This is a genomic window from Hymenobacter sp., assembly GCF_035709525.1.
Classification (GTDB): domain Bacteria; phylum Bacteroidota; class Bacteroidia; order Cytophagales; family Hymenobacteraceae; genus Hymenobacter.
In genome coordinates, this window is record NZ_DASTEP010000197.1 from 1 (window position 1) to 17103 (window position 17103).

Annotated in this window: 14 protein-coding genes; 4 read left to right on the forward strand and 10 right to left on the reverse strand. The window is 54.4% G+C overall.

Features of this window, described 5'->3' with window-relative positions; genetic code table 11:
• Positions 1-108 precede the first annotated feature (108 nt).
• Both VFO93_RS17520 and VFO93_RS17525 read right to left on the reverse strand, forming a co-directional pair.
• A complete protein-coding gene (locus VFO93_RS17520; RefSeq protein WP_325135676.1) occupies positions 109-1176 on the reverse strand; it encodes a LacI family DNA-binding transcriptional regulator in 1068 nt (355 codons plus the stop codon).
• Positions 1177-1355: 179 nt separating this feature from the next.
• The gene (locus VFO93_RS17525; protein WP_325135677.1) at positions 1356-3632 is read right to left on the reverse strand and encodes a GH92 family glycosyl hydrolase; all 2277 of its coding nucleotides are present in this window, start codon (positions 3630-3632) and stop codon (positions 1356-1358) included.
• A 356-nt stretch (positions 3633-3988) separates the two neighbouring features.
• Here VFO93_RS17525 and VFO93_RS17530 point away from each other — a divergent pair, with 356 nt between their 5' ends.
• A complete protein-coding gene (locus VFO93_RS17530) occupies positions 3989-5407 on the forward strand; it encodes a glycoside hydrolase family 125 protein (RefSeq protein ID WP_325135678.1) in 1419 nt (472 codons plus the stop codon).
• Between the two features lie 154 nt (positions 5408-5561).
• Here VFO93_RS17530 and VFO93_RS17535 read toward each other — a convergent pair whose 3' ends face one another.
• Entirely contained in the window at positions 5562-6470 is a 909-nt protein-coding gene (locus tag VFO93_RS17535; RefSeq protein ID WP_325135679.1) for a hypothetical protein, read from the reverse strand.
• Between the two features lie 69 nt (positions 6471-6539).
• Positions 6540-6764 carry a membrane protein insertion efficiency factor YidD gene (gene yidD, locus VFO93_RS17540; protein ID WP_325135680.1) on the reverse strand — a complete coding sequence of 75 codons (225 nt, stop codon included), beginning with the start codon at positions 6762-6764 and terminating at the stop codon, positions 6540-6542.
• A 76-nt stretch (positions 6765-6840) separates the two neighbouring features.
• On the opposite strand from yidD, the gene VFO93_RS17545 reads away from it, so the two are divergent.
• The 3 genes from VFO93_RS17545 (at position 6841) to VFO93_RS17555 (ending at position 10183) form a co-directional block, all read left to right on the forward strand.
• Complete coding sequence (locus VFO93_RS17545) at positions 6841-7989, forward strand: DUF4357 domain-containing protein (RefSeq protein WP_325135681.1); 1149 nt, start codon at positions 6841-6843, stop codon at positions 7987-7989.
• Between the two features lie 89 nt (positions 7990-8078).
• The gene (locus tag VFO93_RS17550) at positions 8079-8951 is read left to right on the forward strand and encodes a hypothetical protein (RefSeq protein ID WP_325135682.1); all 873 of its coding nucleotides are present in this window, start codon (positions 8079-8081) and stop codon (positions 8949-8951) included.
• Between the two features lie 35 nt (positions 8952-8986).
• Positions 8987-10183, forward strand: a complete 1197-nt coding sequence (locus tag VFO93_RS17555) for a helix-hairpin-helix domain-containing protein (protein ID WP_325135683.1) — start codon at positions 8987-8989, stop codon at positions 10181-10183.
• 77 nt (positions 10184-10260) lie between these two features.
• Here VFO93_RS17555 and VFO93_RS17560 read toward each other — a convergent pair whose 3' ends face one another.
• From VFO93_RS17560 to VFO93_RS17580, 6 genes are all read right to left on the reverse strand, one after another.
• Positions 10261-10803 (reverse strand): hypothetical protein, encoded by a 543-nt coding sequence (locus tag VFO93_RS17560; protein WP_325135684.1) that lies wholly within the window; start codon positions 10801-10803, stop codon positions 10261-10263.
• Positions 10804-10808: 5 nt separating this feature from the next.
• Positions 10809-12851 (reverse strand): hypothetical protein, encoded by a 2043-nt coding sequence (locus VFO93_RS17565; protein ID WP_325135685.1) that lies wholly within the window; start codon positions 12849-12851, stop codon positions 10809-10811.
• Positions 12852-12857: 6 nt separating this feature from the next.
• Positions 12858-14735 (reverse strand): hypothetical protein, encoded by a 1878-nt coding sequence (locus tag VFO93_RS17570; protein WP_325135686.1) that lies wholly within the window; start codon positions 14733-14735, stop codon positions 12858-12860.
• A 5-nt stretch (positions 14736-14740) separates the two neighbouring features.
• Positions 14741-15913, reverse strand: coding sequence for a tyrosine-type recombinase/integrase (locus VFO93_RS17575; protein WP_325135687.1), 1173 nt, complete (start codon positions 15911-15913; stop codon positions 14741-14743).
• Positions 15914-16127: 214 nt separating this feature from the next.
• Complete coding sequence (locus VFO93_RS22390) at positions 16128-16454, reverse strand: transposase (protein WP_414653602.1); 327 nt, start codon at positions 16452-16454, stop codon at positions 16128-16130.
• A gap of 378 nt (positions 16455-16832) precedes the next feature.
• A complete protein-coding gene (locus VFO93_RS17580; protein WP_325135688.1) occupies positions 16833-17042 on the reverse strand; it encodes a hypothetical protein in 210 nt (69 codons plus the stop codon).
• Positions 17043-17103 lie beyond the last annotated feature (61 nt).

Sequence of the window (17103 nt, forward strand, 5' to 3'; positions counted from 1 at the left end):
GACCCCACCCCCGGCCCCTCCCCTCCGGGAGAGGGGAGCCGGACGTTGAGTTAAGAGTTTTGAAGTATGAGTTTTGAGTTGCTGAACTCTTAACTCAAAACTGAGAACTCAAAACTCAACGAAAGGCTCCCCTCTCCCGGAGGGGAGGGGCCGGGGGTGGGGTAATACCGACGACTGGCGCACTACCAGCTGCGGCGTAAGCTGTAGCTGCGTAAGGCGACTGCTTTCCTTCGGGCCTTCCAGAGCAATCAGCAGCAGGCTGATAACTTCTTCGGCCAGCGCCTCCAGCGGCTGGGCCACTACCGTGATGGGCGGGGAGTATAGCCGGAACAAGTCATTATCGTCGAACGTGACGATGGCGATGTCCTGCGGCACGCGCCGGCCCAGTTGCTGCAATACCTCCAGGCCGTACATGGCCAGGTAGTTGGTGGCAAACAGCACGGCCTCGCAGCCCGGGTGCGCCTCGAAAAAGGCCCGCATCTGCGCCATCAGCTGCACGGGCTCCTGCTGATACACGATTTCCTCGATTAGCGCCGGCAGGCCATGCGCTTGCAAAGCCTGCTGGTAGCCCTGCTGCCGCACCAGCATCTGCGTTTGCCCATCGCGGATGGTGATGAGTGCTACCGACTTGATGCCTTGCGCGAGCAGGTGCTGCGTTGCCTCGTACATGCCCGTGGCCCCGTCTACCACCACGGCGTTGGTGAGCACGCCCGGCAGCACGCGGTCGAAGAGCACCAGCGGCTTGCCGCTGCGCACCAGGGCGCTTATTTCGGGCTCCACGCCATTAGGCAGCGCCAGCAGGTAGCCATCCACGTGCCGCTCCTGAAACATGGCCAGGATGTCGCGCGTCTTGGCCGCGTCGTTGTGCGTGCTGCAATACAGGATGCGGTAGCCGTGCGCGAGCGCCTTTTTTTCGAGCAGCCCAGCCACGGTGGCGAAAAACGGATTGGCAATATCCTCCACCACCAGGCCGATAACGTGGGTTTTGCCGGTGCGCAGGCTTTTGGCCAGCTGGTTGGGCTTGTAGCCCACCTCGCGCACGTAGGCCAGCACCTTGTCAGCCAGCGCCTCGCTGATGCGCTTCTCCTTGGCCTTGCCATTGAGCACCAGCGACACCGTGGCAATGGACACGCCCAAGTGGCTGGCAATGTCGTGGATGAGGAGCTTTTTTTTCAACGTAAGAGGAATGCGGATAGATAATTAGCTAAAACGGGTCATGCAGAGCGCAGCGAAGCATCTCGCGTGGCGCAGTATTCTCAACGTCATTATTTACTGCGCCACGCGAGATGCTTCGCTGCGCTCTGCATGACTCGTACTACACTCAGCATGACACATTTTAATTCACAGACCAGCACCTACTCATACACCTCGCGGGGCCGGTGGGCCGGGTCGGTGCCGAAGCTACGGTTGGGCTGCGGCCCCATCGTCAGCTCCAGCGTGCCGCCGGCCACGATGTCGCGGTGCAACAGGTAGCTGTTGGCATACGGCCGGCCGTTCAAAACCGCCGATTGGATGTACAGATTTTGCGGGCTGTTGTTTTTGGCGGTCAGCGTAAAGGTCTTACCCTTAGCCAGCCGCATGGTGGCCTGGCTCACCAGCGGGCTGCCCAGCACGTAGGCCCCGCTGCTGGGGCTCACCGGGTAAAAGCCCAGCGCCGAGAAGATGTACCAGGCCGACATTTGCCCGCAGTCTTCGTTGCCGCTGATGCCGTCGGGCTGGTCTTTGTACATCTCGCGCAGCACCTGGCGCACTTTTTCGGCCGTTTTCCACTGCTGCCCAGCGTAGGGGTAGAGGTAGAGCGTGGCGTGGCTGGGCTCGTTGCCGTGGGCATACATGCCGATGAGGCCCGAAATGTCGGGCGAGGCGCTTTCACCCAGGTTGCCTTTCACCATGAACAGACTATCAAGCTTTTGGGTAAACGCCGCGTCGCTGCCAAACAGCTTAATCAGCCCCGGCACGTCGTGCGGCACCAGCCAAGTATATTGCCAGGCGTTGCCCTCGGTGTAGTTGTTTTGGCGATGGATGGACTGGATGGGGTCGAAGGGCAGTTGGAACTTGCCATCGGCCGTGAGGCCGCGCATAAAGCGGGTGTGCGGGTCGAAATACTTCTGGTAGTACTTGGCGCGGGCGCTGTAGATGCGGTAGTCTTCCTGCGCACCCAACTTTTTGGCTACCTGCGCGATGCTCCAGTCATCGATGGCGTATTCCATCGCCTTGGCCACCGATTCGCTTTCCTTGTCGGCCGGGATGAAGCCGATTGATTTCACAAAATTGACGCCCTCATCGTCGCGGGTGCTGGCGGCTTTAAGAGCGGCCAGCACCTGCTGGCCGTCGAGGCCGGGCGTGCCCTTGAGGTAGGCTTCGGCCAGGGCGGGCACGGCGCTGTAGCCCACCATCGTGTTGGTTTCGTTGCCCAGCAGGTGCCAGATGGGCAGCTTGCCCTGCTCCTTGTTGATGGCCAGCATCGACTGCATCATATCATTGACGCGGCCGGGCTGCACCAGCGTAAACAGCGCGTGCTCAGCCCGGTAGGTATCCCAGAGCGAGAAGATGCTGTAGTTGGCAAACGGCGCTTTCGGATACACTTTCTTATCGGTGCCGCGGTAGTCGCCGTTGGCGTCGTTGAAGAGCGTGGGCGCGAACAGCGCGTGGTACAGGCCGGTGTAAAAGATGCGCCGCACCACCGGGTCGGGCGTGGTTATCGTCACTTTGGCCAGCTCCTGGTTCCAGGTTTTATCGGCCTGCTGTTGCACGGCGGCGAAGTCCCAATTAGGCATCTCGGCGTGGATATTGGCCAGCGCGTTGGCCGAGCTCACGGGCGAGATGCCGACCTTCAGCAAGAGCGCGCCCGGCGCTTTAGTGAAGCTAAATATACCTTTGATGGCCAACCCTTTGCCAGCCTTACCCACGATTTGCTGCGCCTCATTATAGACCGCGAATTTTGGCACCGCCACCGAAGTTTTGATGGCAAAATACAGGCGCTGGTCTTTGGCCCAGCCCTTCGAAAAGCGGTAGCCCACGAAGGTTTGCGCATCGACCTGCTCGATATAAGTTTCTGTGGCTTGGTCGTCGTTGCCCTCTTTCAGGTCGATGATGACGTGCGCCGGCGGCTGCCCGGCCGGAAACGTGTAGCGGTGCAGCGCCACCCGCGCCGTGCTAGTGAGCTCGGCCCGGATGTTATAGTCGTCGAGCGTGACGGCGTAGTAGCCGGGCCGGGCAACCTCGCGCCGGTGCGAAAACCGCGACAAGTACCCCAGGTGCGGCGCTTTCTGCTGGCCTTTATCGGTTTTGAGGGCGCCGGTGTAGGGCATGATGAGCACGTCGCCGAGGTCGGAGCCGCCGGTGCCGCTCAGGTGCGTGTGCGAAAAGCCGGTGAGCAGGCTATCCGAATAGTGGTAGCCCGAGCACCAGTCCCAGCCCTTAAAAATATTCTGCGGCCCCACCTGCACCGCTCCGAAGGGCACATTGGCCCCCAAAAACACGTGCCCGTGCCCGCCGGTGCCAATGAGCGGGTCGACAAACTGCGTGAGCTGCTGCGCGCGCAGCGCCGGGCTGGCGAGTAGGCAACAGCCGAGCGCGCTACAGATTGTTCGGGTTAGCGCCCGGCGAAAACGGGTAGAAGGGTTGCGCATAGAAGTACGGGAAAGCGACTGCGGGGCCGGTGAGGTGCGGCGGCAGTCGGGGTGGGGCAAGCAAATATGCTAAAAGGTTTTAGTATCTGTTGCAGGCCAGCCGGAATTAATGGTACTTTCGCCTTGACACTGCCTGCTTATCGGAAATAGAACAGACGTATTCCTTCAAATCAGAAAAGCGCAAAAACGAGTCATGCTGAACGCAGTGAAGCATCTCTGCCGCTTCTCTGCTAAGCCTTTCAACGAGGCGATAGAGATGCTTCACTGCGTTCAGCATGACTCGTTTTTACAAGCTTTTTGAGAATACGCCCACCGTGTAGCTTCGCTCCGCAAACCCCCTCTACCCCACCCCTCGCATGAACCGTCGACTTTTCGCGCAGCGCGCCTCCCTCCTCACGGCCAGCACGTTGCTGGCACCTCTTGCGTTTGCCAGCGCCGCGCCGGCCTTTCCGGTGGTGCGGCCGGCGGCTGGCAAGCGGCGCTTCCGCAGCCGCGCGGTGGAGGCGGCCATTGCCGAGTTTAAGAAGAAGGTGAAAGACCCGGAGCTGGGCTGGCTGTTTGAGAACTGCTTTCCGAGCACGCTCGATACCACCGTCACGCACAGCACCCGCGACGGGCGGCCCGATACCTACGTCATCACGGGCGACATTGACGCCATGTGGCTGCGCGACAGCTCGGCGCAGGTGTGGCCCTACTTGCAGCTGGTGGACAAGGATGCCGAGCTGCGGCAGCTCATCGCGGGCGTCATCAACCGCCAGACGCGCTGCATCTTGAAAGACCCGTATGCCAACGCGTTTTATGGCGACGACACGAAGGTGGGCGAGTGGAAATCGGACCTCACCGCCATGCAGCCCGGCGTGCACGAGCGCAAGTGGGAAATCGACTCGCTGTGCTACCCCATCCGGCTGGCCTACCACTACTGGAAGAAAACCGGCGATGCCAAGCCCTTCGACGCGCAGTGGCAACAAGCCATCAAGACTACCCTGCAAACCTTCCGCGAGCAGCAGCGCAAAGACAGCCTGGGGCCGTACAAGTTCCAGCGCGTGACGGAGAAGGCCACCGACACCCAGCCTATGCACGGCTACGGCTACCCCGTGCGGCCGAACGGCCTCATCTGCTCGGCCTTCCGGCCCAGCGACGACGCCACGCTCTACGCCTACCTGATACCCAGCAACTTCTTCGCCGTGACGAGCCTGCGCCAGGCCGCCGAAATGCTGACGGCCCTCAGCCAGGACACCCAAACCGCGCAGTCCCTCACCGCCCTCGCCGATGAGGTAGCCGCCGCCCTGCGCCAGCACGCCGTGGTGAAGCACCCGCAGCACGGCGACGTGTACGCCTATGAGGTCGATGGCTACGGCAGTCACGTGCTCATGGACGATGCCAACGTGCCCAGTTTGGTTGCTCTCCCCTACCTCGGGGCCGTGCCCGCCACCGACCCGCTGTACCAGAACACGCGCCGGCTACTCCTTTCGCTCGATAACCCATTCTATTATAAGGGTAAAGCGGGCGAGGGCATCGGCGGGCCGCACGTGGGCGCGGACATGATTTGGCCGATTGCCATCACCGTGCGGGGCCTCACCAGCACCGACGATGCCGAAATCCGGGCCTGCATTCAGAGCCTGAAAGCCACCCACGCCGGCACCGGCTACATGCACGAGTCGTTTCACAAAGACGACGCCAGCAAGTTTACCCGCCCGTGGTTTGCCTGGGCCAATACCCTGTTCGGCGAGTTTTTGTGGAAGGTGTACCAGGAGAAGCCGCAGCTGCTGGCGTAGCCATTGGGGTGCTTTTTTAAAAAAGACCGTCATGCTGAACGCAGTGAAGCATCTCTATCGCTTCGTTGAAAGGCTTAATAGAGAAGCGGTAGAGATGCTTCGCTGCGCTCAGCATGACGGTTCAGAAGCGGTTTTAGCCCAATTCGAGTACGCCCTAAATATCAAGCTCGTACAGCCGGCCCTCTTCAGTGCTGATGAGTAGCGTGTTGGCATTCTTAAATGCCGCGCCCTCCGTCTGGCCCGCGCCTTTTAGGTCGATGTGCCGGGGCGTGGCTTTCAAAATGGCCTCCCACGACGCGCCTTCCAGGATGAACAGCTCCTGCCGGGCCAGCAGCACCAGGCGGCGGCCATCGGGCGAGAGCGTGGCATCGGTCACTTGGCCCGGAATGGCGATTTTGGTGATGAGCTTGGCGGTGTAGGTGCCGGGCGTTTCGGGCACGGTATACACTTTGCAAGTGGTGCTCTGAGCGCGGTCTTTGGTGAAGAGGTACACCTGGCCGGCGTGCCAGAGGCTGGCCTCGCAGTCGAAGGTGCGCTCGGCCTTGGGCGGCGGAAATTCCTTTTGGTCGGGGTAGCTGAAATTGATTTTACCGATGTTGGCGGGCTGCGCGGGCCGGAAGCGCAGGATGGCCAGGTTGCGGCGGTCAGAGTTGTTGTTGCCGCAGTCGCCCATGTAGTAGTTGCCGCTGTTGTCACGGCTCAGGCTTTCCCAGTCGTGGTTGGGCGCGCCCAGCGTAAACTGGCCCACCTGCTGCCCGGTCGCGTCGATGCGAAACACGGTGGGCTGCTGCCCATCGTCGCCGAAGGTGTAGTAGGTGCCCGCTTCGGGCGCGGCGCAGAGGCCCGAGCTCTCGAAGATACCTTCGGTGAGGGTGCCCACGCGGCGCAGGCCGGCGGGCAGGTCGGCCTGCTTCTTTTTAGAACCGCCTTTTTTGCCCTTCTTGTTTTTCCTACCCGCTTGGGCTACAGCCTGCGGCTGGTCGGCGGTGTTGGCTTGGTTTTGAGCGCTGTCGGCTGGCGAGCAAGCCGACGCAACCAGCACGAGCCCCAACAAGGGGCGCATCACAAAGGGGATATACAACATAAGGCTTCCCCATACGGCAAAACCGACTACAAAGGTCGGGTTTTAAACCTACGGCACCGGGTCGTAGCCGTGGCCGCCCCAGGGGTGGCAGCGCCCAAAGCGCCGCAGCGCCAGCCGCCCCCCGCGCCACGGCCCGTACTTGCCGATGGCCTGCGCCGCGTAGGCCGAGCAGGTGGGCGTGTAGCGGCAACTCGGCGGCTTGAGCGGCGAAATCGCCAGCTGATAAAAGCGAATGAGCAGCAGAAAAAACGAGCGGGCCAGCGAGCGAAACATCACCTAAAGATACGGCCGCCTGCTTGCTGGTTTCGGTGTTTTCTTTGGTGCTTGGCTTCTTAAGGAGGTTGTTTTTATGCACGAGATTTTACTGGACATCCAGCAGCGCCTGCGCCGCAAAGAATACAAAAACGAAGAGCACGTGCGCCTCTCGCTGGTGGCGCGCGTGGTGCAGGAGCTGGGCTGGGACATCTGGAACCCCACCGAGGTATACACCGAGTTTAAGGCCACCAAAAAGGAAGACCACACCCGCGTGGACGTGGCCCTGTTTACCCGCGACTTCGAGGATACCGCCATCTTTATCGAGTGCAAGGGCGTGGGCGCGTTTGCTGCCGACCTGGCGGCCGTGGAGCGGCAGCTCCGCGACTACAACCGCGACCACACGGCGCTCTTCACCATCATCACCGACGGCCGGCACTGGCGGTTTTACTTTTCCTTCACCAGCGGCGAGTTCAAGGACAAGCTGTTCTGCAAGTTCGACTTGCAGCAGGATGGGCTGGAGGAAGTAGCCGGCTACTTCGACACCTTTTTGCGGCGCGACAACATCACCAACCACTCGGCCCGCCACAAAGCCGAGGCCTACCTGATGCTGGGTAAAAAAGAGCGCGCCATGCAAGACGTGCTGCCCGATGCCCAGAAACTGGTGTCGCAGCCGCCGTTTCCGTCGCTGCCCGAGGCCATGGTGCAGCTACTCGCCGCCAAGGTGCTCACCATCACGCCCGCCGAGGCCCAGGCTTTCCTGATGGGTACCCCGCCAGAGAAAGTAGGCGAGCCCCTGCAAACGCTCGCCCTTCCCAGGCCAGCGACCGCGCCGGCCAAGCCCACTACCCCCGCGCGCCGCCCGACCAAAGCCGTGCCTCGTCCGCCGGCTGCTCCCACGCCCGCTACCCCACTGGCCCCGCCCGCCGGCGAGCAGTTCACGCTCAGCCAGGGCGTTTTGCAGGCCACGGCCTACCTCCAGCCCGATGGCCGGCTGCTGGTAAAAGCCGGCTCGCGGGCCGCCGCGCTGGCCGCCGCGAGCCTCGAGCTACCTGCGCAGCTGCTGCGGCAAGAGCTGCTAGCCAGTGGCGGGCTGCTGCCAGAAGGCGACTACCTGGTATTTGCCAAGGACTACCTGTTTAAATCGGCCAACCTCGCCGCCCGCATCATCGTGGCGCGCTCCGTGAATGCCCAGATAACCTGGAAGCACGCCACGGGCAAGCAGGTGCGCGACTTTCTGAAATAACTACGAATAAGGGCCGCTTTATGCTTGGCTACAAGCAGCTTTAAGCTCGACGCGGCCCTATCTTTCGGCTTCTTTTTCAAGAAGCGCCTATGCGGCTACGCTTACTGCCACTCCTCTTTTTCGGCCTCGCCCGCCCGGCCCCGCTATGGGCGCAGGGCAATGGCCCGGCCGGGCACGGCGCGCGGGCCGTGGCCCTGGGCAACGCCTCGGCCACCCTCGGCGGCGACGTGTGGGCCGCGGCCAACAACGCGGCTGGGCTGGGCACCCTCACCCGCCCCACGGCCGGCGCCCACCTCGAAAATCGCTACCTCATCGCCAGCCTCAACCTGGTGGCTGCCGCCGTGGCTGTGCCGCTGGGCACTATCGAGCCCGCCGCCGGGCAGCCGGCCCGCGCCAGCCACGGCGTGGTGGCGGCCGAGGCCCAGCGCTTCGGCGGCGGGCTCTACAATGAAACCCGGCTGGGCGCGGCCTACGGCTACCGCCTGGGCGTGGTGAACATCGGCGGCCGACTCGACGTGCTGCAAGTCAGTTTTCAGGATTTGGGTAGCCGCCGGGCGGTGGCCGCCTCGCTGGGTGGGCAGGCCGAGGTAGTGCCCGAGCGCCTGACCTTCGGCGTGTATCTGTATAACCTCAATCAGGCCAGACTACTTGACTACCAGGACGAGCGCGTGCCCACCGTGCTGCGCGCCGGCCTGGCCTACCGCCCCAGCAAGCAGGTGCTACTGCTGGCCGAAACCGAGAAAGACGTAGAGCGCGCCGCCGGCCTCAAAGCCGGCCTCGAATACCTGCCTTTACCGGCCGTGGCCATCCGGGCGGGCTACGCCAGCCTGAGCCAGCAAACCACCGGCGGCGTGGGCGTGCGGGCCGGCAGTTTTCAGTTTGACTACGCGGCCGGCTGGCACGGCGTGCTGGGGCTGAGTCAGTTTTTGAGTTTGAACTGGCAATGGGAGCGCAAGCCATGAGCGGCGGGCTGGGGCAAGTACCGCCAAGCTCCAGCTTGGCGAAGCGTCTGACGAGCCTCGCCGCCCGCTTCGCCAAGCTGGAGCTTGGCGTTACGTTGCTCTGCGCCCTATCCGCCCGGGCGCAGGAGCTGCCGCGCCGCGCGCCCGACCTTGACCGCCTCACGCAGGAGCTGTTCGCCGAAATTCAGTCGGACCAGGTGCCCTACGAGGACTTGTACGAGACGCTGCTGCAATACTACCAGACGCCGGTGAACCTCAACACCGCCAGCCGCGAAGAGCTGCGGGCGCTGTTGCTACTCTCCGAAACGCAGATTACCAGCCTCCTGAAACACCGTGAGGCCACCGGGCTGTTGCTGAGCCTGTATGAATTGCAAGCCGTGCCGGGCTGGGATTTGCGGGCCATCTACCGGGTGCTGCCCTTCGTGACGGTGCAAACCGCCGACGCCAACCGGGCGCGCGGCCCGCTGTGGCAGCGCATCAAAAACGAGGAAAACAACGCCCTCTTTCTGCGCTACGAGCGGGTGCTTCAGCAGCGCAAGGGCTACTCGGCCGTGGACACGTTTCAGGGGCGGCCCACGCTGCGCTACCTCGGCTCGCCCGACAAGCTGCTGGTGCGCTACCGCGTAAGCCACGCCCACGATTTCAGCCTGGGCTTCGCGGCCGAAAAGGACGCCGGCGAGCCGCTGGCCTGGCAGCCCGGCCGGGGCCGCTTCGGGGCGGATTACTGGTCGGCACATTTCTTTTTGCAGGAGCGCGGGCGTTGGAAGGCGTTGGCGCTGGGCGACTACCAGCTGCAATTTGGGCAGGGGCTGCTGCTGTCGTCGGGGCTGGCGGTGGGCAAGGGCGCGGAAACGATAACCACGCTGCGGCGCTCGTCGGTGGGCGTGCGGCCCTACTCGGCACTGCTGGAAAACACGTTTTTTCGGGGCGCGGCGGCTACTTATCAGCTCACGCCGCGCTGGGAGGCCACGGCCTTTGCCTCGCACAAGAACATCGACGCCAATTTGCAGCAAGCGGCCGACTCGCTGGCGCAATTCGACGAGTTCGGCACCAGCCTGCTTTACACCGGCTTTCACCGCACCGCCACCGAGCTGACCAACCGCCACAACCTGGCCGAAACCGTGGGCGGCGGCAACCTCGGCTACCTCAGCGCCGATGGCAACCTGGCCCTGGGCGGCACAGCCGTGGCCACGCACTACGGCACGCCGCTGCTCCGGCGCAACGAGCCGTAAGAAATTTGCGAGAGCAAAAAAATGCTGAATATACTTGATAATCTGCCTACTAGCCACTAGTTGCGTACTCATCAAATTTAAAACTGCCGGTTACGGGTGACAAGTTCCTGAATTTTTGCCTCTCTTTTTGCCAAAACGCGCTCTAGAAAACTTATCTGCTCCTCTTGCACAATGCATTTGTCATACCAAATAGCAGTCTGGTTACGCTGATTTTGCAGACTCACTTTTAAGCCTTCTACTTCCGATAATTCGACAGAAATATCTTCTTTGGGACTACTCTTTTGCTGCTTAGCATCGTTGAGTAACGCGAGTAGCTGATTGCGCAACTCATTAACCCAGTAGTATCGTCTCACATGCTTGAGCGTCGCCCTATCACATCCTATACTATGAGCTAATTGCGACCAAGACAGCATTCTTACTGATGGTACATTATTCGCACGAATCAGCTTTTTTAATTCTAGATTTACATCTACGAACATCTTTCTGATTCGCTTATTCTGTTCCCACCAGTCCCTTTGATTACGCTCATGATAGAAAAAGGAGCGCTCGTCTACTGGCAACCTATCATGTTGTTCAATCCAATCTGTCGTAAAGGAGTCGTCACTGTATTCAAGGTTCATTTTGATTATAAGGTTGCTATGTCTACTCCCAAATCAGTTAAAACCTGCTGAGCTTCCATCATCAACTGCTGGCACTCCACTTTAGAATGAGCAAGAAGCGGGTCATTCATACGTTTATGATTTTCAAGAAATACCTGTTTCCACATCAGAATTTTTACCTGTGGGATTATTGCATTCTTACATCTGCTGGGATTGCATTTTAACTGACCTATGCATGGAGGGGGTTCCTTCTCACCATCTTCCTTCTCTATATCTTTTCGACCTCTACAGTACCCTAGACCGACATCGGCAAATGGCAGGCCACTTACAGAAAGAGTTTCTAGAACTTCGTCTACATCACGGCCAGCGGCCTGCATCCCCGTGAAATAGTAGGCCCGATTTCGCTTAAATTCCTCTGCACCAGGACCAGCAATCGGAGATTGAGGGTGATATACTGAATGCACTACCTCGCGATGAGCTTGTCGAATCCCTACCGCATTTTGAAAGATATCGGCACCGATACCACCATACTCCGTGGTCACATTTGCCACGGATTGGAAGGATTTATACGCTTGATAAATATGTTTTAAATGCAGGCTAATATATGGTATACTTAGGTTAGCCCGACTCATTTGCAAAGCTAAAGTATGTCTTAGCCTATGAGTTGTAATACGATTTTTTTCAAGAACACCATTGTGACGCCATTTGGTCAGCCTTTGCTTAATACAGAACTGTGCCTCTTCGTCTATATCATACAAATATTCCGATAATTGCTTATTTAATTCAGTGCCCATTATTGGCAAATCATACCTATCTTCTACAGCATATAGATTGGTAGTGAATAAATGCTCATTTTTCGTAGCTTGAGCTGCCTTTTCTAATATCGACAACGCATCTCTCACTATAGGGCATGCTATCCAGTAATCCGTTCCAGTTAATGAATTTACTGCTCCACCTTTAATAACCGTGCCTTTAATTACATATTCACCAGAAGAGGCCTTTTGTAGACATCCCACTCGCAACATTGCAGCTTCACTGTACCGCAAACCAGTAAACTGAAGCAATAAATACTTGGCCGCAGTTTGGATACGCTCCACTATTTTCTTCACATCACCATAGGAGATATTGAATTTAGATTTAAATAAGGTATACTCCCTTTTATTGCGAGGAGCTTGCTTATTGCCTTTCTTAATAGCTTCTACAAGCGTTTCGCAGCGAATATCATACAATATCAAAAAGTCTTGGTATATATCTTTAAAATTAGGATATTTACTAAATATGGGATGTTCTTCCGGTGAAAAAGGAATTGGTGCTTGACATTCCTGACCAGTTACTTTAAGAAAGGCAACAACATCCTGGGTAGCTTTTTTCGATAAAAAAATAAATAATGAATCCGATAATGGCTTATCGCGATAACCCGGCCCTTCTCCTGGTGGATGCTGACGTTTTTTAGGAAAGTTTATTTCCTTCAAATCCTTAACTGTCCAATTAACTGGAGAATTATTTTCTTCAATAGAAGGCAGATAGGCTTTAACAAGAGGACTGGTAAAAACTGACAAAATCTTTTGAATCCTATTACTCAGGCTCGTAACACTCCAGTTCTCAACAGCCTTTTTAATATCATGAATTGTAATGTCACTTAGGCGCTCAACATAACGAACAGGAATTTTGTCCTCACCAACATAAACAGTCGCTTGGTCACACAGTTCTGCCATGAAACTAAGTAACATATTAATAGATTGGCAGCAACTAGAAGGCGCTAGAGTTCCTTTCGAATTCTTTCGAGCATTGGTAATAACAATAGGATACTTAACAATAAAAAAACTAACTATCCGTATACTATTCAGCAAAGATTCTGGTATTTTCTCCTTATACTTCACCCAATTAACTCGCAGAGCATTAGCTGAAAAACATAACGTGCGTGGTTTATTTGCATCATTAAAATCCCACACATCATCTTCGAAACCACTAAGCCTTGATATAGGAATATTTACATTAAGCTTAAGGGAACCGTCAGCAACCTGTTGCCACTCATCCCAGCTATTGAATGAAACCAATTCCGTGCTCATAGCTAATTATAAATTAGGGCGATATACAACCGGGTCAATAAATTCATCTGAACACTCAGCAGCAGCGCGTGCCCAGTCAAGGTCTTCCTTTGAAAACAAAGAAGTTTTGGGGTCAAGTATGTCATTCAATACGGCTAAAGTACGCTCATAATGATGATTATTCGGAAATTCAGTCAGCGTATAATCCTTAGACTGATTAATCTGTCGTTGGTAAGTTATAAGAGTAGGGAGATGGTGTCTCATAAGAATTACATTCTTACAAAATAAGCACATATTATAGCGAGTACATCCCTGTTTCGGATCGTACGCCTTCAACCTTTTAACTTCTTCCGGCGGGTCATATACGTTCATACAATCAGCGTTAATCCCTTTATAAATCACATTATTATTCTCAGATTTCTTATTCTCTTCGCTTGCATACTCAGGCTTGGTTGCTTGCTGCCACTGAATATTAGCAGTGATATTTTTTAACGCCTTACCAATTTCCTTCTGGGCTTTAATTTCCAAATGATTACGAGCTATATATCCAAACACTACTTTAATTGATTTATGCCCCATACGTGTCTGTATTTCAAAAATATCAACACCTCTTCGAACCATATCAGTAATTTTAGTAGAACGAAATCTACCAAGGTTAAGCTGTAATTTAGTGCCATCATCCGCCAATAAATTATTGGAAATCACTTGCGCACAACACCATTGAGAACAAGTCCAATTATCATTTAGACTCTGGACTTGGGAAGTTGTAATTTCAGTATTCCCAAGCTTCTCATATATAAATAATAAGTCCGCTAAATTTCCAGTAAGATTATGCCTAAGCGGCGCTGTTACCTGATTTATTATTTCAACTGTTCTCCGAATAACCTTAGCTTGGCCTTCCTTAAATTCACATATTAATGCATCCTTATCATAAATGCTTAGATGCATAGCCATATGACCTTGACTTCTTGCTTTAAAATACTTAAGATAAGGAACTCTGCTAAGTGGATGTTCTTCCTGAAAACAATCAGTCTTTAAATTCAATAGTGAAGTAGGATTTAAGCCTGTTTCGAGGCTAAGCTTTAATACTAAAGGCATGATTATATCCAAATTTACAATAGGCCTAATTTTCCAATCAATCAAAAGCTGATTATATCCACCGGGATATTGAGACGAGAAATAATAAAAATAATAATTTCGGCCAAGATGAACTGCCGACTTACACCCCGCTTTGCATTGCATTACGTTTTCAAAATACCATCTTAGATTATCAATATTATCCGATTCTTCTCTTTCTAATTTCCTTTGCTTCTTATTAGAGTTTTTATAATAACGTCGAGGGTCTTGACCTAGGCCAGTGGGTTGATAACCCTCCGCCTTCAGCAGATTATCAGTATACTTCAATTCATTATGAAGCCATTCGCTAATTCTATCCATTTCTTCGGGAGAATAAGCTGAATTCTGTGTTGTCTCTGCCTGTGGTGGCGGAAGAGCGATATCATGTAAATATTCACCTTCTATAAGACCATGCTGAGCTGCATACTTCATAGTCTGGCGTATGCACGACATAACGCCTGTCACTGTAGACGATGCAATCCTACGGGGATTTCCTTCTACATTAAACTCCTCTAAAAAAGTGTGTACTCTTACTAATGCGAGGCTATCCCATCGCTCCCGCAGATAAAATAACTTATCTCTTTCCAGACTAGGGCTATAATCATGGACAGTAGCCAGATATACGTTTTTATAATAATTTAGCGCATATCTAAATCCATGAGTAGAACTCTCTGGCTTCGTTTTTCTGAAGCTATCAAAAATAAAATCTAACTGTGCCATAGGATTATCTAGCGTTGGCTCTGGCATTATTAAGCCTCCTATATCCGAGATATGAACTTTGGTCTTCATAATGACTATTTCTTTACACGGGATTGACGGCCGTGACCACGGCGTTCGGTATGGGCCCTTTGGGGTTTAAAACTTTGCTCATATATATACTCAGCTTCGCGGTATCGTTCCTGAGGTATTTTTTTAGAACTATGCTCCTGCAACTGAGCAATAACTGGCGCAGGAATACTTGTATATGCTTCTGTAGTCTGGACACTATTATGGCCCAGCATTCGTTGGCAAACGACTAAATTTTCAATAAATTCCCGACCATGTTCGGATTGCAAAATTGAATATGCCGTACCATGCCTTAAGCGATGAGGGGAAATAGCTCTAGACAATAACTTCAATCGCTTTAACCTTTTCGAAGCTACCTGAAATTGCTTTTGTATTGCCTCAGAGCTGATAGGCTGCCCCAGCAAATTTATAAAAACTGGCATTTTTTCAGTTTCATACTTAGATTGGGCACGCATATATACCCACCAGTTACTATGAAGCTTTAATATCCGCTCTAGCATTGGTCTACTAATTATGGTATTTCTGTCTTTGAGAGTTTCTCCACGACCTTTAGAACCATGGATATGCAACGGAAAATACATTACATTAGCAGGATAATCTTGAATATTAGGCAGGTCAGCCTGACATATGCGACTTACCTCAGAAACTCTGATACCAGTATCAAATAGAAAGTGGGCTAGACAGCGTTCACTTTCATTATTAAATCCATGTCGTATAAAAGTTGCCACCTCTTTATATGTAATATATTTGGCTTCCGGTCGCGTTGGTGCAATTGTTTTTAATCGCCCATCTGCGTATGGATTGTCTACTGGCAAACGAATCTGACCTGCTTCATGCGTAGTGAGCCAGTCCATAAATGCCTTTACTATAATATCTCTATTGCGTAGCGTAGCACTTTTCCTACCACAATCCCTCTGATGCCTAAGCCATTCTTCAATTAACGCAGGGCCCAATGAAGTAAGAATCTCATCAATAGTACCCACATTAGGATAATTAACTTTTATATATTCACACAAATACTTAAGAGTTTTCAAACTCTCCAACACAGTCCTGCCACTATATCTGATTTTTGTAGATTGCGCGTAAGAAAATCTAGTAGGCAATTCTACAATTGACTCATCATCATCTAATAATAAGTACCGCTTCTGCCCATCCGACCTTACGAATGAATGAATATGCATAATATCAATAACTATTCTTAAGCTGAATTAGCCCAAAGAAGCCTGATCTGGTTCAGGCTGCGTAAGCATCCAAATGCAGTTTCAGCACTGGTTTCAGAGCAATTAGTTTGCCACCTCATTTTTTTGTGGACAATTAATATCTATAGCGGTTTCGCGACCCACTTACTCTATTTCAAGCGGGCTATGCATGGTAGCTACAGGGGTCAAGCCACTGCTAGGCATCTTGGCTACTAATCCGGTCAATAGCCGCTTGTAGGGCTGTTTCTAGCGCCACTCGACTTTGGGCCTGAGTGCTGCGCACGGCCGTTTTGAGTTTGCTCCAGGCCTGCTCAATGTGGAAAAAGTCGAGAGAATAAGGCGGTAGAAATAAGCCCTGTACCCCGCGCTTTGCTAGCCATTCACGCAGGCCACTAATCTTATGCACGGCTAAGTTACCGAGTACCAATACGTCCCTCGGACGAAGCACAGTAACTAGGAAACGACTCATATAAAGCACAAAGTGCTCGCAGCTTAGTGCCCTTCGAACAGTTGCATCCCCCACAGGCTTTGGGCCGAAAGTGTGCCGATGAGCGTGAGCGAAAGCCCCCGCTTGAGGGACAAGATTTACCCCACGCGCTGCCCGCCAGGGGCGCGGGCGTAGCGGCGGCAGGCATCTAGGCGTAGCCCCGTTTCATCGCGAAAATGAAAGCGGCGCGGGTCGTAGTGATGGGCCACGTCTTCGACATAGGCCTTCCGTAGCGCGACTACGCGGGGTGTATCGCGCGCCTTGGCGTACAGGCATTTTTTTGCGACGTAACTTGTGCTCGTTCAGCACCTGCTAAAGCCAGGTCTGGCCTACGGGCCGCCCATCCTGCGCCTGCCAGGCTTGACACAATTCGGCCAGGGTGGCATCCGGGCGCTGGCTCACATAGGCCACGAGTCAGGTCTGCGCTGCGGCGTCGAGGTAGTAGGCGCGGCCCCCGCTGGCCGGTTTAGCCGCCAGCGAGCACGTCCGGCGCTCGTGAGCCATCAGCTTTTTAAGAAACAATACGCTTACCCCAAACTGGGCGGCCACAGCGGCTTGCCGAGCACCCGGTTGGCGGTAAGCCGCCACCACGCGGGTGTGTAAATCAAAGAAATAAGCCGGCATGGGCTATACTCACGTAAACGACCATAAAAGGAATAAGTGGTTCATGAAATCGCTATAATAA

Bases quoted from the DNA above. Each gene is read 5' to 3' on its own strand.
- VFO93_RS17580 (WP_325135688.1), bottom strand. From the start codon at position 17,042: ATGCCGGCTTATTTCTTTGATTTACACACCCGCGTGGTGGCGGCTTAC.
- VFO93_RS17550 (WP_325135682.1), top strand. From the start codon at position 8,079: ATGCGGCTACGCTTACTGCCACTCCTCTTTTTCGGCCTCGCCCGCCCG.
- VFO93_RS17570 (WP_325135686.1), bottom strand. From the start codon at position 14,735: ATGAAGACCAAAGTTCATATCTCGGATATAGGAGGCTTAATAATGCCA.
- VFO93_RS17545 (WP_325135681.1), top strand. From the start codon at position 6,841: ATGCACGAGATTTTACTGGACATCCAGCAGCGCCTGCGCCGCAAAGAA.
- VFO93_RS17535 (WP_325135679.1), bottom strand. From the start codon at position 6,470: ATGCGCCCCTTGTTGGGGCTCGTGCTGGTTGCGTCGGCTTGCTCGCCA.
- VFO93_RS17565 (WP_325135685.1), bottom strand. From the start codon at position 12,851: ATGAGCACGGAATTGGTTTCATTCAATAGCTGGGATGAGTGGCAACAG.
- VFO93_RS17575 (WP_325135687.1), bottom strand. From the start codon at position 15,913: ATGCATATTCATTCATTCGTAAGGTCGGATGGGCAGAAGCGGTACTTA.
- yidD (WP_325135680.1), bottom strand. From the start codon at position 6,764: ATGTTTCGCTCGCTGGCCCGCTCGTTTTTTCTGCTGCTCATTCGCTTT.
- VFO93_RS17560 (WP_325135684.1), bottom strand. From the start codon at position 10,803: ATGAACCTTGAATACAGTGACGACTCCTTTACGACAGATTGGATTGAA.
- VFO93_RS17530 (WP_325135678.1), top strand. From the start codon at position 3,989: ATGAACCGTCGACTTTTCGCGCAGCGCGCCTCCCTCCTCACGGCCAGC.
- VFO93_RS17525 (WP_325135677.1), bottom strand. From the start codon at position 3,632: ATGCGCAACCCTTCTACCCGTTTTCGCCGGGCGCTAACCCGAACAATC.